We start from the raw sequence: 17,437 nt of genomic DNA, 5'->3' as shown, positions 1-17,437 counted from the left end.
AAAATATGCAAAAGGTATATGTTTATAATTCAGCAAGAAATATTTATAATGATTTTAAAGAATTGATTATAAATAAACTAAAAGATAATAACAATAAATTTATAGCTATATTGCCTAATGGAAACTTAATAGATAGATTAAGAAAAGATATAACTAATGAATTCGAAGTAATATTTGATTTAAAGTTATTTACCTTCGATGATTTAATTAATTATAAAAATATTAGTTTTTCGGAGGTAGAAAATTTCGATTACTATAACAAATTAATTATAAGTTATAGTATAAACAACTGTATTTCAAAAGGTTTTATAGAGAATAGTTCTTTTTACAACTCTGATGGTTTTTTATCTTTAGCTAGTAAAATGATTAATTATATAAAAAGTTCGTTATTATCATCAGATAATTTTTTAAGGGAAGTAGAAAGAGATTCTTCCCTTTTTTCAATTGCAAAAATTTACGAAGAATATTCTAAAAATTTAAAAAAATACAATTTTGAGGATAGATATGACAAATATTTTAAATTTATAGACTCAAAATTTTCATTTGATATAGAAAATGAAATAGAAGAGGTATTTATTTTTGGTTTTTTAGATTTTAGAAAAATAGAATATGAAATATTAAAGGTATTAAGAGATTTAAAAATAAAGATTAAAGCTTTTTATTATAATTCTTTAAATGAAAATATAGATATATTTAAAGAAACAAAAGAAAAATTAGAAAAAATAGGTTTTGAATACACATATATTAAAGATAAAGTTCAAGGAAAGTGTAGAAATTTTAAGCTAGTTGAATGTGAAGATAAGTATTTAGAAGTTAAAAGATTATCAATCGAATTGAAAAAAGATTTACTAGAAGGACACAGTAAAAAAATTGGGATTATAGTAAATGATGAAGAATATATTGAGATTGTTAAAGATAGGTTTATATTTGAAAATATACAATTAAATTCAAATTCAAAAGCATATTTAAAAGAAAGTGATTTTGGAAAATGGATGTTGAATTTATTAGATTATGAAATTGGATTGAAAAAATATATAATTAGAAATCTTAAAAATCCTATGATATTTGAGAAACCTATAAATGATATTGAATTAGAAAAATTAATTTTATCAATAAGTATTACAAGTAAAGAAGATTTATTTAATTCTACTATATTAAAAAGTAATTCAAATTACAATGAGTACATTGAAATATTAAATTCAATATTCAATATTATTGAATTACAAAAGGATAAAGAAAATATTATACTTTTTATTAAAGAAAAATTAAAAAAATATTTTGAAGTAGATGATAGTAAATTAATATTATATGAAAAATTTTACAATTTTATAGATGGATTAAACTTTAGATTAAGCAGTATTACTAATAGTTTAAAATCTGGAGAATTAATAAGGCATTTAAAAGAAATACTAAATGAATTTTCAATTAATGAAAATAGTATGGTAGATTATAATGTTTATTTAGTAGAATTTAATAATTTCAAAGCCTTAGAATTTGATAATATATATTTTTTAGGAATGACAGAAGAAAATTATCCTAAAAAAGAAACAGATAATTTTTATTTTAATAATAAAAACATATATAGGCTTAAAGATTTAGGAATAGATATATTAGACAGAAAGTTAAAGAATTCAAAGAATGAATTGAATTTTTTCAATATAATAAATTCAAATTATTTTAAAATTTATATATCTTATGAAAATTCCAATAAAAGTATAATATCTGACTATGTATTAGGAATAGTTGATATTAAAGAAAAGGAACAATATAAATTCAAAAACTTTATAAATCCAAAAGTTGAGAATGTTATTAATGAAAAAGATAAGAGATTATATTTTTCATCGTTTCAAAAAGTATATGAAGATATTAGAAGAGAAATAACATATAAAATAAGTTTTTCAAATAATATTTTAAACAATAAATTTTCAGCTACCAGTTTGGAGACATATTATTTGTGTCCTATAAAATATTACTATAAATATGTAATAGAGCTTAAAGACAACTTAATAAAAACGAAGTTAGAAGAATCAGCTTTATTAGGAACAGCTTGCCATGAAACTTTGAGGAAATTATATGAATACTACTTTGAAGAAATTAAAGAGAATAATAACACTGAAGATATTGTATATAGAATTTTAAAAACAGAGCTAAAAGAATTAGATTTTAATATAGATGATTTTAAAGGTAGTAATATTTTAAAAAGATATACAAATTTATTAGTGAGTTTAATTAAAATGGACTTGATTTATATTAATAATTCTAAAAAAGATTTGACACCTTATAAATTTGAAGAAAAATTTGAAATAAAGAAACAATTAAATATCAATGGAGATACTAAAAATATAATTATTTCTGGAAGAGTAGATAGAATAGATAGAGATGGTAATAATAATTTTTATTTAATTGATTATAAGTTAGGAAAAAATTCATTTAAAACTTTAGCAGATTTTCAAAAAGGAAGAACTTTACAATTTCCTATATATTCGCTTATTAAAAATATTGATGGGTGCAGGTACATTACTATAAAGGATTTTAAAAATCATGAATTTTTCAACCTTTCTAATGAATACAATGGAAAAGGATATCTAAATAGAGAAGAGTTTGATGAGTTGAGATATAAAACAGTGCTAATTTTAGAAGATATAATAACACAAATAAATAATGAAAATTATTTTAAAGGAACAGAAGAAAAAACAAATTGTACATTTTGTGAGTATAGTAATATTTGCGATTATAGGAGTAATTAGATGAAATTAACTAATGAACAATTAAAGGCTATACAAACTATTGATAAGAATGTGATAGTTAATGCAGGAGCTGGAACTGGAAAGACAGAAACCTTAACAAGAAGATATATAGAAATATTAAAAAATGGAAAATTAGAAAAAAATAATGAAATTTCTGGAATTGTAGCCATAACATTTACAATAAAAGCAGCTAATGAGATGAAAGAAAGAATAAAAGAGTTATTGCTTGAAAATAGTGATGATAGAAATAAAGATTATTTAAGACAACTTTCTGATTCTAATATATCAACAATTCATAGTTTCTGTACAAAATTAATTAGGGAAAATTCTTATTATTTAAATATTGATCCATTATTTGAAGTTTTGGAAGAAAAGGAAAGTCAAAAAATATTAAATACTGTTATTTCAAACATATTGGAAAAAGAAGGAAATGAGGAAAACTTTATAATTTTATTAATGAATTCTACCGAGAGAAATGATGTTGAAGAATTAATTAATGAAATAAAAAATATTTATTTAAAAATTAAAAATACTATCTATTCTATTGAAAGTATTAAAAATAGAACATTAGATAATATAAAAAAATTAAATGTGGAAGATAAGTCAAAAGAAATAAAAGATGAACTTAAATATATAAATAAAAATGTAAAATTAAGGAGTAATAGTAAGTTATATAAATTTATAAATGATGAAGCTAATGCAGAAATTTTAGAAGCAGAAAATCAGATAAATAAAAAATTTGTAGTAGGATTAGTAGATAGTATAAAAGCATTAGATAAAAATGAAGAGTTAGAATATTTAAAAGAGCTAATAAATTTCCAACTACAATTTGAAGAGAGTAATTATTACGAAATTTATAGTAATTTATTTGTAATATTAAAAAAAATAGAAGAAGATTATAATAAAGAAAAAGAAAAATTGGGGAAATATGATTTTAACGATTTAGAGCATTTGGCCCATGAGCTACTTTTAAAAGAAAATATAAGAAAAAACATACAAAGAGATATAGAATATTTAATGGTAGATGAATATCAAGACTCTAATGACATACAGAAGGAAATATTCTATTTAATATGTTCAGAAAATACAAAGTTAGATAGAAATAATTTCTTTGTAGTAGGAGATCCTAAACAGTCTATTTATGGCTTTAGAGGTTCAAATATAAATATATTTTATAATACTAGGGAAGATATAATAGAAACTGGGGGAGAAAATATCATATTTTCTACTAACTATCGATCTAATAAAAATTTGATGACAGGAATTAATAATATATATGGAAATATTATGAAAGATAGGTATGATTTTTTAAGTTCAGTAAAAGAATCAACAAATAAGTATAATATATTTCTAATAAATAATGATAATAAAAGAGATAATAATTTTGAACCAGAAGTCATTTCAAACTTTATAGTTGAAAATATTTATGAAAATAAAAGAAAAGCTAAAGATTACACATTGTTGTTTAGAAATAGAAATGGGCAAGAAATTTTCGAAAACAATTTTAGAGAAAAGAATATTCCATTTTATACTTTTGATTCATTGGGGTTTTACAATTCAGAAGAGATAAAAATTATAGTTGAAATGCTAAAGTTAATAAAATTTAATGAAAATAATATGTCATTGTATTTTATAATAAAGTCGCAATTATATAATCTAACGGATGCTGAGATATTTGAACACATAAAAGAACCTAATGAAAAAATTTATTTTGCAGTAGAAGGAATTTTTTACAAGATAGAAAATATTAGGAATAAGTTTAATAATAAGGTATCAGATTTTTTAAGTTGTATATATGAAGAATTTAATTTGTATGAAAAATATAATTATAAGGAAAATACTATACAGAAACAAGGAAATTTATATAAATTATTAGAAATAGCTCATGAATATGATAGGAATAATTTAACAGTAGATGATTTATATTATGACTTATTAGACAATAATAATGATGAAACCATGAAACAAGTTGAAGATGAAAATAGTGAAGTTGTAAAGTTAATGACAATTCATGGATCCAAAGGTTTAGGATTTAATGATGTAATAGTTCCTTATATAAATAAGGGAATAAATAATAAAAAAGAATTAATTAAGTTTAGAGTTTTTGCTGGAATAGCAATAAATTTTTTTGGTGCAAATTATACTTATAAAATATTAGAAGAAAAAGACTTAGAAGAAGAAAAAATTGAATCTGATAATATTTACTATGTTGCTATGACTAGAGCTAAAGAAAATCTTGTTTTAGGTTTTTCTGGAATAAAATCAGGATATAAAAAAGTCTTATATGATGAAATAGAAAAATTAAAAAAAGACAATAAATTAAAAGAAATAAATAATATTGATGATAGAACATTAAGAATAGAAAAAATAGATAAAATTAACGATAGTGTTAATTTTGAATTTACTAAAGATATTGAAAAAGGAAAAAATAATATTATTAAATCTAATATAAGCACTATATTAGATTTTCACAGCAATGGAAATAAAATAAAAAATCAAACAATAGATAAGTTCAGAAGCTATAAAGACCGAGTAGAAAAATCGGAAGTGAATTTACCGAGCAATTTAATAGGAGATGTAATTCACAGATTTGCTGAAATGTATAAAGAACCATATAACTTAGAGCTAGAAGAAATACTAAAAGAGTTTGGATTAGATAATAAAAACAAGGAATTTTTCAACAAATATATATATAATTTTAAGAAATTATATAATTATGAATATGATAAATCATATGAGGAAGTAGAATTTAATTATAAATATAAAAATTTCTTATTTAGAGGGATTATTGATAGAATAGAAGTAATAGATGATAGAATAATTATAATAGATTATAAGTTTTCTAATTTAAGAGAAAATGAATTGTTAGAAAAATATTGGCCACAATTAATTTTTTATGGAATAGTTTGTGAAAAAATATTTGATAATAGAAATATAGAATTAATATTTAAAAATATACGAAGAAATTATTGCATAAATGTGGAGTATAAATTAGATATCAAGAAAAAATTTGAGATTATACTAGATAATTATATTGAAAATGTTTATAAAATAAGTTGATATATAAAAGGAGGAGCAATGGAAGAGAAGGTTTTACTAGTTGAAGACGAAGAAAACATTAGGAAATTCACTAAAATTAACTTAGAAAGAGAAGGTTTTGTAGTAGTAGAAGCTGAAACGGGTGAATTGGGAGTAGAATTAGCAGAAAAGGAGAATCCTCATGTAGTAATATTAGATGTTATGTTACCTGGTATAGATGGATACGAAGTTTGCAAAATTTTGAGAGAGAATATACCTAATATTGGGATAATAATGTTAACAGCAAAAACACAAGAAAATGATAAAATATTTGGTTTGGAAAGAGGAGCTGATGATTATCTAAGTAAACCATTTAATCCTAAGGAGTTATCTTTAAGAATAAAGTCACTTTTAAGAAGACTTGATAAACCTAAAAATAATAATTTAATAAATGATCCACCATTTAAACTTGACTTATATTCTAAGTCATTTAGTAAAAGTGGGCAACATATAGAATTAACACCAACTGAACTGTCGATGATTTCTCTGTTTATGAAAAATCCTGGTAGGGCATTTACAAGAAATGAATTACTTGACTTAAATTGGGGAGAAGAATTTGTGGGAGATACTAAAATAGTAGATGTTAATATAAGGAGATTAAGATCTAAAATTGAAGATAATCCTGGTAAACCAATTTACTTAGAAACAGTTTGGGGAACAGGATATAGATGGAAAAAGGACTGATATTTTGAAAGTTAGTATAAGAAATAGAGTAGTTTTATATTTTGCAGTATTATTGTTATCCACTATAGTTGTATTTGAGGTATTTTCAATGTACTCAGTAAAGTACTATTATTATTCAGTTGTGAAAGGAAATCTTAAGAACGAGGTAGACTTAATTTTAGAAACATATAAAACATCTCCTTATTCGGATTCGCTTGAGAGTATGGTTTTAGAAGGAAAGGATTCTTTATTTTTAGATGTTGAATCTCAAATTCAGATATTGAATAATGAGAAAGTTGTAATATATGATAGTTTAGGCACAGATTTAGTAGGTAAGGAATTAAACTCATCAGATATTTCAAAAGCTGTTTTAGGTGAGGAAGGGCAGTATATAGGTGATGTTAGTTACTATGATGGGAAAGTAATGGCAGTATCACTACCAATACGTCCAGATGAACAAAAAGGAGTAATTAGAATAATTACTTCATTAGAACTAGTTGATTATATGGTTACAAAAAGATATTTAACATTTGTAGCATTTGGTATATTTGTAATAGCACTTACTATTTCAGGGAGCATAGTTTTAGCTAATAAAATAGTGAAACCATTAAAAAAATTAAATAAAACAGCTGAAAAACTAGCAGAAGGTCAATTTAATATCAAGGCAGATGGATCGGATTACGAAGAAGTAGATGCTTTAAGTAGAACTTTGAATATTATGAGTGATAATATAAAAGAAAAAGAAAAATTAAAAAATGACTTTATTTCATCTGTTTCACATGAACTTAGGACACCTCTTACCTCAATTAATGGATGGGCATCAACTTTGCTATATGAGCCAGAAGATTCAGAATTAGTAAAAGAAGGATTAGAGATAATTCAAAGTGAATGTATAAGACTAAGTGGTATGGTAGAAGAACTTTTAGATTTTTCAAGATTTACATCTAATAGAATTACACTAGAGAAAGAGGATGTTGATGTAACAGAATTATCAGTAGGAATTAAAAAGCAATTAACGCCAAGAGCAAAATCTCTAGGGATAGATTTGATTATTAATTTTGAACCAGAACATATAGTAGCTAAAATTGATCCTGATAGAATTAAACAAGTATTAATAAACTTATTAGATAATGCATTGAAATTCACAGACTCTGGAGGAGTAGTAATAATAAATGTGTCAGATGATGAAAAAAATGTATACTTTGAGGTAATAGATACAGGAATTGGTATAGATAGTGAAGAAATATCTTTAATAACAGGCAAATTTTACAAAGGTACAAATAGTAATTCTCATACAGGACTCGGTCTATCAATTTGTGAAGAAATAATAAAATTGCATAGTGGAGAAATGATGATAGAGAGTAAAATAAATGAAGGAACTACAATTAAAATATCTTTGCCGAAAGAAGAGGTTAAAAATGAAAAAAATTAGAGTGTTATTTGTTTTTTTTGTGTTAGTTATGCTATCCTCTTGTACAGATGCAAGTATTAAAGAAAATGAAAATTTTATACAATCCCCAAAGTCTAATGATTTATCTATAGAAGGAACTTGGAAAGTAATAGACAAAAAATCTTTAAAAGATACATCTAAGGGAGATACAAATCCATTTGAAGAGATATATATTACTAAAAACTTAGTAGAAATAGGAAATAGATATAATTTATATCCAGAATTTGAGTCAGAGTATGTAAGTACAAGTAATTATTTGAAAAACAAAGAATTAGGTATTCAAGCAAAAGATATAACAGATAAAGATTTTATAGAAGTGGTTTTAGTTTCTGGTAGAACGCAATTTTCATTAGATATAGTAAAGATATCTAATGAAAAAATATTTTTAATAAATGAAGGATATCAATATTTTTTAGAAAAAAAATCAGACTCTGTTGATGGTGATATTTTAGATAAATACAAAGAGGAAAGAAAAGAAGGCGAAAATTTAGAGTCTTATGACGGAAAAATAGGGCTATCTTTAGTGGTTAAATGTCAAAGTAAAAACACAGATGACAACAAAGTAAAAACTGAATATAACTCTTATTATTTACATTATGACAATACTAATTATAAACGTCATGGTAAAGTTTATTTTGCAAATAATATATATGTTCCTAAAAGTGATAATAATGAAATATATAAATATAATGAGGATTGGGAATCTGATAAACATGAGGCTTATTTCATGAGAATTAATCCGAATACTAAATTTGAAACTGATAAAGAAGAGATACTATATGAATCAGAAGAACCTTTTGAATTGAATTATATATCTGATCAATATTACTCTATATCATTTAATGATAAAACAACAACTAGTAGAAAATTTTATAGAATATATAGTATAGATAATGACTTTAAAAGTAAAGCTTTATCTGCAACAGATATAGATTCTAAGAATGGGAAAAAAATTCTTGAAGATGTGATCAATACTGCTAAAGAAAAAGACGAATTAAATATAGATAAGAATTCTCCGATGGAAAATTATACAAATATAGGAATAGTTAGAGTCGATGGACTTTGGAAGTTTAGAACTAGTTTAGTATTAGGTAATAATAATAATACAATTAAGGAAATTGACGTATCATTAACACCAAAGAAAGACTTTTTCAGAAATAATACACTTGGGAAATATAAATGGGCAGATATAAAAGAAGAATATTCTAATCTAGTAGATGCATATATATCTCCAGAAGAAAATTTTATTATTATAAACAATTCTGAGAGCATATCTTTGTATAGTATAACTGATTTAAAAAAACCTATAATTACATTACCTAGAAAAGAAGGGGATTGTTCTATAATAATGTCTAAGTGGACAGTAGGGAATGAGGCAGATGTATTTATAGACAAATTTATTAAAGATAATAAAGAAACATTAAAAATTTATTAAAAGGCATGCTTTTATAGTATGCTTTTTATATTAATAATATTATTATATTGATAGATTTTCATTAAAATATTTTCTATTTTAGAACATTAAATAAATAAAAAACAGGTTGGTGAGCAACCTGCTTTTTTATTTGGTGCGGGAAAGAGGACTTGAACCCCCACGTCAATGACACTAGATCCTAAGTCTAGCGCGTCTGCCAATTCCGCCATTCCCGCATATGGGGTGGATGATGGGATTCGAACCCACGACCTTCAGAGCCACAATCTGACGCCCTAACCAGCTAGGCCACATCCACCAAACAACTACCTTATTACTATAGCATTTATCTTTTTAAATGTCAAATAAAATTCAAAGAAAAAAGAGAACTATTAGCTCTCTTTTATTTATTCAAATTTAGGTGGAATTGGTGGATTAGGTGGATCTGTAGGCTTTGATTCCGTTGGTTTAGTATCAGTAGGTTTTGTATTTATAGTAGGTGGTGGGGTTGTAGTTTCTTGAGGTTTTGATGTAGCAGGAGATGTTGATTCTTTGGTTGGCTCAACTTCATCTTCACCTTCATTTTCAGAGTTATTTCTGTTTATAACGCTACCTCCACCATGAACTTTACAGCTGCCAGTAGGTTCTGTTCCTTTTGCGAAAATTTCGTTTTTTACTGTTCCATCTCCATAACAAGCACCAGTAGGTTTTCCATTTCCTATGGTACATACTTTCATGTGTATCATTCCATCTGGTTCTTCAAATCTTGCACTATCATAACCTTCTAAAATTGTTCTATTTACAACATTCCAAAATTTTACAGCTTGACCACTATTTCTTGTTAATTTTAATTGTTGATTATCAAATCCTATCCAAGTACCTATTGTATAATATGGACTATATCCAATAAACCATATATCTTGATTTTCTTGAGTGGTACCAGTTTTTCCAGCTATATCAAAATTAGAGTTAGCAGCATATTTACCATAAGGTACAGTTAGTACATCTTTCATAACATCGGTCATAACATATGCTATTTGAGGGGATACCACGGTTTCTTTTTTACTAACATCTTCAAGTAGTACAGTACCATCATAATCTACAACTTTTGAAAAAGTAAGTGGCTCAATATATTCTCCACCATTTGCAATTGCAGCATAAGCTGCTGTCATTTTTAAGTTTGAAATACCATAGGTCATACCACCTAGTCCCATAGCTGATAAGTTTTCATCATTAACGCTACTATTTTCAGATGCAGTTATAAAACTATCAGCATCGGGATTTTCTTTGTCAATCAGACCAAACTTTGTTAGATATTCTTTAGAAACATCTATACCAACGTCATCAAGCGTTTTTACAGCATTAACGTTACTTGATATTTTAACACTTTCTCTAAGAGAAATAAGCCCTTTGAAGCCTCTATATACGTTTTTAGGCCATTGTTTTCCATTATAGAAGAAAGGAGCATCTTCAATACCAGAAGCAGCAGTATATCCGTTATCTAAAGCAGGAATATATGTAGCTATCGGTTTCATGGTTGAACCTGGTTGTCTAGGATAGTCAGAAGCTCTATTCAATATTTTTCTACCACCTTGATTTCTACCACCAACAATAGCTTTAATGTGGCCTTGCTTGTGGTCTATGATAACTATAGATCCTTGAGGTTGAGCTATTCCATCTTCAATAGAAAAATATTTAGCTCCTAATGATAAAGTTCCACTATCAGAGACAGAGTAAAAATCTGGATATCTTTCTAGGAAAGATTTGCTTATTACAATACCATTATCAGTACTTTTAATTTCATTTTCATTAGGGATAGCTTTGCCAGAACTACTAGTTCTATAAGTTACAAGGTTCTTGTCATCATTTATGGTATAAAAATCTTTAGGGTCTATTGAATTGGTTGAAAAATCTAATTTACTTGAATTTAAGATTAGGCTTCCATCATCAGATAGAGAATATTCGTCATTTCCAATATATACTTGTCCATTACTGTCAATAAGATTTTCTTTTTTATAATAAACTATTGCTCTTTTTGAATTAGTAATGTTTCCATTTCTATCTGAAGACCAATCTAAAAGAGCCGGTCTAGTAGAGGAACCTGTACCTTTTAAAACTATATCAGAAAAGTTTTCAAAAACTCCTTCGACTTGTTTTTGCATTTTAGTGTCTATTGTAGAATAAACTTCTATACCACCATTATAATATTTTGCAATTGCTTCATCTTTTGTAAGACCTAGCTCCGATTGCAATTTTCCTATAACTTGGTCAGCCGTTAAGTCTATATAATAAGAAGAAATATTTTGTTTAGTTGAATTTTGACCAGGTGATAAAGCATTAGCTATATTTTCACTAGCAGCTTTATCATATTCTTCTTGCGTAATAAATTTTTCTTCTAGCATATTTTTCAAAGTACGTTTTTGCCTGTTTTCTAAATTTTCACTTTTATTGTAGACAGTTTTATACATAGTGCCATTTAGTTCTATTTCTTCATCTCCAACAACTATATCATCTTTAGTAATGTTTTCAGGAAGGACTGTCTTATATAATGCATAGTTTGAAGGACTTTTGACTATTGATGCAAGTGAAGCACATTCAGCAAGAGTTAATTCACTAACATCTTTATTGAAGTAAACCTTACTAGCAGCTTGTACACCATATGCATTTTGTCCTAAGAAGACGGTATTTAAATATTTTTCAATGACACCTTTTCTTCCAAGTTGTTCAGTTAATTGTAGTGCCAAGTAAGCTTCTTTTATTTTTCTTTCAATTTTTTTGTCAGCAGACAAATATAGGTTTCTAGCAAGTTGTTGAGCTAATGTTGAAGCTCCCCTTTCCATATCGGAAGATACTACATTATCAGCGAAAGCTCCGACAATACCTATAGGGTCTACACCATCATGTTCATAAAATCTAACATCTTCAATGGCAATAAAAGCATTAATTAAATTTTTAGGCAATTTATCATAGGGTACTAATTCCCTGTATTCTGTAGTATGAACATTTTCTAGCAAATCACCATTAGAATCTAAAATTTTTGAAGTTTTATTAACCAAATTATCAATTTCGTTAGTATTTATAGGGTCAGTACTTTCGAGGACTCCAACTATGGATACACCCAGAGCACCTGCCATAAATGTAAATACAACCAAAAAAGTAATAACAATTAATTTTACTATTTTAGATATATATTTTGAATTTTTATTTTTCATCTTAACCTCCATTAACTTGTATTTTTTAATTATAACATAGGGGGAAATATTTGTTAATTTCTAAGGATAAAATAGTAATAGGTATTTAAAACTGTTATAATATTTAGCAGGTGAAAATTATGGAAAAAGAAAAAGTAATAACTGTAACAGTAAAATTAAAAAAAGATTTTAATACTGATTATGAAAACAAAAGAGAAGAATTAAAGCAACTTGTTATAGCGATGGAAGCAGAAGTTGTATCAGAAGTTTCATGTTCTAGAGATTTTATAGATAAAGCTTTGTACATTGGCAAAGGAAAAGCTGAGGAAATAAGGTTATTATCAGAAACATTAGGAGTAGATACTATTGTATTCAATAATGAATTATCAGGTTCACAAATGAAAAACTTAGAAGAAATAATAGATAGGAAAATCGTAGATAGAACTAACCTTATTTTGGACATATTTGCAACAAGAGCAAAAACAAAAGAAGCTGTATTACAAGTACAACTTGCTCAAATGGAGTATATGCTACCAAGACTAGTAGGTCTTAGAAAAAATCTTTCAAAAGCTAGTGCAGGTATTGGTACTAGAGGTCTAGGAGAACAAAAACTTGAATTAGATAGAAGGAAAATATCTAAAGAAATAGATAGGGTAAAAAACAAGTTAAAAAAAGTAGAAAAAACAAGAGAAACAAATAGGAAAAGTAGAGTTAAAAACAAGACTAAACTAGTGTCCTTAGTTGGATATACAAATGCAGGTAAATCTACAATAGCAAATGAATTATCGAATTTTTACAATGATGAGAAAACTCAATATTTTGCAAAAAAAGATATGCTTTTCATGACATTAGATACAACGATAAGAAAGGGGTTACTTCCTCAAGGTAGTGAATTTTTAATAGCTGATACAGTTGGATTTATAGAAGACATATCGACTAATTTAATAGAATCGTTTAAAAGCACATTAGAAGAAATAAAATATTCAGATTGCATATTACATGTTATAGACTCATCAAGTAATAATATGAGTGAGCAAATAGATACAACATATAAAATGTTAAAAGAGTTAGATGTACTGGATAAACCAATTATTAATATTTATAACAAAATGGATATAAAGAAAGATTTAATATATAAATCAGATAATATAAAGGGAAGAAATTTATATATATCTTCTTATAAGAAGGAAGATATTTTTAAATTACTAAAAGAAATAGAAAGTGCTTTAAAATTAGATTATGAAGAAATGATATTGGAAATACCATACGACAAGCAAGGTGTGTTGGCAGAGCTTAGAAATAAGGATATAAGTTTTGAAATAGAATATGATGAATTAATGAAAGTAAAAATGAAAGTTTTAAAAACAGAAATCAATCATGTAGAAAAATATTTAAGGGAAAAATATGAGTTATAATAGCATATTAAAAAAAGAAATAATAGAAACAGAGATAAAAAAATCAAGATTTATAGGATATTCTTGCCCTGTAGAAACAGAAGAGGAAGCTTTGAAATTTGTAGAATATATAAAGTCTGAAAATCCACAAGCAAGACATAATTGTTTTGCATATATAATTGGAGAAAAAAAATTGACTCAAAGATATTCAGACGATGGTGAACCAAGTGGAACAGCAGGAATACCTATATTAGATATTATAAAGAAAAAAGATATAACAGATATTTGTATTGTAGTAACAAGATATTTTGGAGGTATTCTATTAGGTGCAGGAGGACTTATAAGAGCTTATTCTAATGCAGCTAATGATGTAGTTAATAAATCAATAATAGTAGAAAAAAAATATTTTTCTAGTTTTACATTAAAAATAGATTATAATAGTTACGGTAGGATTTTAAATTACTTAGAAGAAAATGGTGTATATATAAAAAATAAGCAATACGAAGAAGATGTTTCTTTGAATGTATTTATAGAAGAAGAGAAAGAAGAAAATTTGAGAAAAAATCTTTTAGATTTAACAAGCGGTAATATACAAATTTTATTTAACAAAAAGAATTTAATGAATACTATAAATGGACAATTATATATTTAATAAGGAGAAACCATGAACTATAAAAAAATAAAAGAAGATTTAGTAGAATGGCTTAGAGAGTATGTCTATGGAATTAATTGTAAAGGTGTTGTTTTTGGACTAAGTGGTGGAATAGATTCAGCTGTGGTAGCAGCCTTGGCAAAGGATGCATTTGGAGAAGATGCTTTAGGAATTATTATGCCTATTAACGGTTTAGAGTCTGATTTAGAAGATGCAAAACTAGTCTCAGATAGTTTGAATTTGAAAACTATAACATTAGACTTAACAAAAGAATATAAAAGTTTTATAGAAAAAATGGAAGTAAATAAAAATCCGTTAGCATATGCGAATATAAAGCCAAGACTTAGAATGATAGCATTATATTATTACGCTCAGAACAATGGATATTTAGTTTCTGGAACAACTAATTTGTCTGAATATACAATAGGCTATTCAACTAAATATGGTGATTCAGCAGTAGATATATCACCATTAATAGATTTTACTAAAACTGAAGTGTTGGAATTAGCTAAATATTTAGGAATACCAAGTAAAATTATAGATAAAAAACCTTCAGCAGGACTTTGGGAAGGACAAAATGATGAAGATGATTTAGGTTTTACTTATGAAGAATTAGATAGGTATATTCTTAAAGGAGAAGGAAGTAAAGAAATAATAGAAAAAGTAGAAAATATGAAAAAAATTAATAATCATAAAAAAATGATGCCTGAAAAATTCAATTATAGGAGAGATGTATAGTGGCAGGACATAATAAGTGGAGTAAAATTAAAAATAAAAAAGGTAGTGAAGATGCTAGAAGAGGGAAAATTTTCACTAAATTAGCTAGAGAGATTTTAGTTGCAGTTAAAGAAGGTGGTAGTGATCCAGAGTATAATGCATCATTAAAAACGGCAATTGAAAAAGCTAAAGCTGAAAATATGCCAAATGATAATATTGAAAGAGCGATAAAAAAAGCATCAGGATCAGGAGCTGGTGAAAATTATGAAGAAGTCATATATGAAGGATATGGTCCAGCAGGAGTTGCGGTAATAGTAAGTACATTAACAGATAATAGAAATAGAACTGCACCAGAGGTAAGACATGCTTTTGATAAATATGGTGGTAATCTAGGACAGACTGGTTCTGTAATGTTTACTTTTGAAAGAAAAGGATTAATTACAATAAACAAAGCTGAATTAGATGAAGAAGAAGTTATGATGATGGCAATAGACTCTGGAGCAGAAGATTTTTCAAGTAATGATGATGAGTTCACTATAACTACATCAGTTTCTGATTTTATAAAAGTGAGAGATACACTTATCAAAGAAGGCTACAAACTGACATTTGCTGATTTATCTTATATACCTTCAAATGAAGTGGAAGTTACAGACAGTGAAGACATTAAAAATTTAGTAAAATTAATAGATATATTAGAGGATAATGATGATGTACAAAATGTATATCACAATTGGAATATACCAGAAAATTTAGAGGTATAGTAAATGGAATTTAATATAAATCCAATAGCATTTAAAATATTTGGAATAGAAATTATGTGGTATGCAATAATAATTTCTATAGGTTTTTTTCTAGGTATAATAGTGGCTACAAAACTATTAAAATATAATGGAATGAACCCAGATATTGTAGTAGATATATTAATATTTGCTTTACCTGCTGCAATTATTGGAGCAAGACTTTATTATGTAGCTTTTAACTGGGATGATTATAAAGGAGATTTATTTAAAATAATAAATACTAGAAATGGTGGTTTAGCCATATATGGTGGTTTAATTGCAGCGTTTTTAGTAGGGTACATTTATTCTAGAATAAAAAAAATAGATTTTCTAAAATTAACAGATATTTTTGCACCTGCCATAGTGTTGGGGCAAAGTATAGGGAGATGGGGAAACTTTGTAAATCAAGAAGCTTTTGGAAGGACAACAGATTTACCTTGGGGCATAATTATAGAAGGTCAAAAAGTTCATCCAACATTTTTTTATGAATCTTTAGGAGATTTTATAATATTTTTAATACTATATAAAATTTGCAAGGATAAAAAGAAGTTTGATGGTCAAGTGATAAGTCTATATTTAATATTATATGGAATTTTAAGGTTTTTTGTCGAAGGTCTAAGAACTGATAGTTTATATTTTTTAAACTTTAGGGTATCACAAATTTTAAGTGCAGTTTTAGTGTTAGTGGGTATTGTAATTTATTATGTAAAGTTAAAAAAAAGAAAATAGTATTTTAGTTAAAAGAGATGATTTTATAATCATCTCTTTTTTTGTTGGAAAATAGAGGAAAAAGAATACTTGACAAAACTAAAAAGAACAAATATTCCCGTTGTGTTCTCCTATAAAATAAGGTATTATTATATTAAGTGGTAATAAGTGGGTAATTGTGGTGAAAAATAGAATGGAGGTGGAGTTAAATGTTCATAGGTGAATATCAACATAATTTAGACACCAAGGGCAGAATAACTTTGCCATCTAAGTTTAGAGAAGAACTAGGTGAGGAATTTTTCATTACAAAAGGAATGGACAATTGTCTGTTTGTATATACTCAAGAAGAATGGATAAAAATGGATGAAAAAATAAATGGACTAAAACTATCTAGAAAAGAGGCTAGAGGTATAGCTAGACTATTTTACGCAGGAGCTATAAATGTTTCCTTGGATAAAATGGGAAGAGTTTTATTACCACAAACATTAAGAGATTATGCAAAATTAAAAAAAGAAGCAGTTGTTATAGGGGTTTCTTCAAGGATAGAAATTTGGGATAAAGAATCTTGGGAAAACTACAATGATGATGATGAATTAAATTATGACATTTTAACAGAAAAAATGGCAGATATAGATTTTTAGAGGTAA

12 protein-coding genes and 2 tRNA genes are annotated in these 17,437 nt (G+C 26.1%); 11 read left to right on the top strand and 3 right to left on the bottom strand.

Translation table 11 applies throughout. The annotated features are described in order from the left end of the window. Positions 1–5: 5 nt before the first annotated feature. From CS899_RS02235 to CS899_RS02215, 5 genes are read left to right on the top strand one after another with little or no spacing between them, the layout of a single operon-like run. Positions 6–2,747, top strand: coding sequence for a PD-(D/E)XK nuclease family protein (locus CS899_RS02235; RefSeq protein ID WP_099203333.1), 2,742 nt, complete (start codon positions 6–8; stop codon positions 2,745–2,747). After that, positions 2,748–5,807 (top strand): UvrD-helicase domain-containing protein, encoded by a 3,060-nt coding sequence (locus CS899_RS02230; protein WP_099203332.1) that lies wholly within the window; start codon positions 2,748–2,750, stop codon positions 5,805–5,807. It abuts the gene before it with no gap. Positions 5,808–5,825: 18 nt separating this feature from the next. Next, positions 5,826–6,509, top strand: a complete 684-nt coding sequence (locus tag CS899_RS02225; protein WP_099203331.1) for a response regulator transcription factor — start codon at positions 5,826–5,828, stop codon at positions 6,507–6,509. A gap of 4 nt (positions 6,510–6,513) precedes the next feature. Beyond that, positions 6,514–7,920 (top strand): HAMP domain-containing sensor histidine kinase, encoded by a 1,407-nt coding sequence (locus tag CS899_RS02220; protein ID WP_099203330.1) that lies wholly within the window; start codon positions 6,514–6,516, stop codon positions 7,918–7,920. After that, positions 7,907–9,373, top strand: coding sequence for a hypothetical protein (locus CS899_RS02215; protein WP_099203329.1), 1,467 nt, complete (start codon positions 7,907–7,909; stop codon positions 9,371–9,373). The genes CS899_RS02220 and CS899_RS02215 overlap by 14 nt, the downstream gene beginning before the upstream one ends. 131 nt (positions 9,374–9,504) lie before the next feature. On the opposite strand, the gene CS899_RS02210 is transcribed toward CS899_RS02215, so the two are convergent. The 3 genes from CS899_RS02210 to CS899_RS02200 all read right to left on the bottom strand — a co-directional run bounded on the left by CS899_RS02210 (position 9,505) and on the right by CS899_RS02200 (position 12,561). Continuing rightward, positions 9,505–9,588 (bottom strand) — tRNA-Leu (locus tag CS899_RS02210). 3 nt (positions 9,589–9,591) lie between these two features. Further along, a tRNA-His gene (locus CS899_RS02205) sits at positions 9,592–9,668 on the bottom strand. Between the two features lie 88 nt (positions 9,669–9,756). Further along, positions 9,757–12,561, bottom strand: coding sequence for a transglycosylase domain-containing protein (locus CS899_RS02200; protein WP_164995820.1), 2,805 nt, complete (start codon positions 12,559–12,561; stop codon positions 9,757–9,759). 119 nt (positions 12,562–12,680) lie between these two features. Here CS899_RS02200 and hflX point away from each other — a divergent pair, with 119 nt between their 5' ends. The 6 genes from hflX (at position 12,681) to mraZ (ending at position 17,431) form a co-directional block, all read left to right on the top strand. Then, positions 12,681–13,955 (top strand): GTPase HflX, encoded by a 1,275-nt coding sequence (gene hflX, locus CS899_RS02195; protein WP_099203327.1) that lies wholly within the window; start codon positions 12,681–12,683, stop codon positions 13,953–13,955. Next, a complete protein-coding gene (locus tag CS899_RS02190; RefSeq protein ID WP_099203326.1) occupies positions 13,945–14,586 on the top strand; it encodes a YigZ family protein in 642 nt (213 codons plus the stop codon). The genes hflX and CS899_RS02190 overlap by 11 nt, the downstream gene beginning before the upstream one ends. Positions 14,587–14,598: 12 nt before the next feature. Continuing rightward, positions 14,599–15,324 (top strand): NAD(+) synthase, encoded by a 726-nt coding sequence (gene nadE, locus CS899_RS02185; RefSeq protein ID WP_099203325.1) that lies wholly within the window; start codon positions 14,599–14,601, stop codon positions 15,322–15,324. Next, the gene (locus CS899_RS02180; RefSeq protein ID WP_099203324.1) at positions 15,324–16,064 is read left to right on the top strand and encodes a YebC/PmpR family DNA-binding transcriptional regulator; all 741 of its coding nucleotides are present in this window, start codon (positions 15,324–15,326) and stop codon (positions 16,062–16,064) included. The genes nadE and CS899_RS02180 overlap by 1 nt, the downstream gene beginning before the upstream one ends. A gap of 3 nt (positions 16,065–16,067) precedes the next feature. Next, on the top strand, positions 16,068–16,811 hold the full coding sequence (lgt, locus tag CS899_RS02175; protein ID WP_242491849.1) for a prolipoprotein diacylglyceryl transferase: 744 nt from the start codon (positions 16,068–16,070) through the stop codon (positions 16,809–16,811). Between the two features lie 188 nt (positions 16,812–16,999). After that, on the top strand, positions 17,000–17,431 hold the full coding sequence (gene mraZ / locus CS899_RS02170; RefSeq protein ID WP_099203323.1) for a division/cell wall cluster transcriptional repressor MraZ: 432 nt from the start codon (positions 17,000–17,002) through the stop codon (positions 17,429–17,431). Positions 17,432–17,437: the final 6 nt, after the last annotated feature.

The sequence above is a fragment of the Miniphocaeibacter massiliensis genome (assembly GCF_900232905.1).
Lineage (GTDB): Bacteria > Bacillota > Clostridia > Tissierellales > Peptoniphilaceae > Miniphocaeibacter > Miniphocaeibacter massiliensis.
The sequence above is the reverse complement of the archived record's forward strand: the minus strand, read 5'-3'. Positions and strand labels throughout refer to the sequence as shown.

Coding starts and splice junctions, on each gene's coding strand:
- CS899_RS02235 (WP_099203333.1), top strand. CDS start 6: ATGCAAAAGGTATATGTTTATAATTCAGCAAGAAATATTTATAATGAT.
- CS899_RS02230 (WP_099203332.1), top strand. CDS start 2,748: ATGAAATTAACTAATGAACAATTAAAGGCTATACAAACTATTGATAAG.
- CS899_RS02225 (WP_099203331.1), top strand. CDS start 5,826: ATGGAAGAGAAGGTTTTACTAGTTGAAGACGAAGAAAACATTAGGAAA.
- CS899_RS02215 (WP_099203329.1), top strand. CDS start 7,907: ATGAAAAAAATTAGAGTGTTATTTGTTTTTTTTGTGTTAGTTATGCTA.
- CS899_RS02200 (WP_164995820.1), bottom strand. CDS start 12,561: ATGAAAAATAAAAATTCAAAATATATATCTAAAATAGTAAAATTAATT.
- hflX (WP_099203327.1), top strand. CDS start 12,681: ATGGAAAAAGAAAAAGTAATAACTGTAACAGTAAAATTAAAAAAAGAT.
- CS899_RS02190 (WP_099203326.1), top strand. CDS start 13,945: ATGAGTTATAATAGCATATTAAAAAAAGAAATAATAGAAACAGAGATA.
- nadE (WP_099203325.1), top strand. CDS start 14,599: ATGAACTATAAAAAAATAAAAGAAGATTTAGTAGAATGGCTTAGAGAG.
- lgt (WP_242491849.1), top strand. CDS start 16,068: ATGGAATTTAATATAAATCCAATAGCATTTAAAATATTTGGAATAGAA.
- mraZ (WP_099203323.1), top strand. CDS start 17,000: ATGTTCATAGGTGAATATCAACATAATTTAGACACCAAGGGCAGAATA.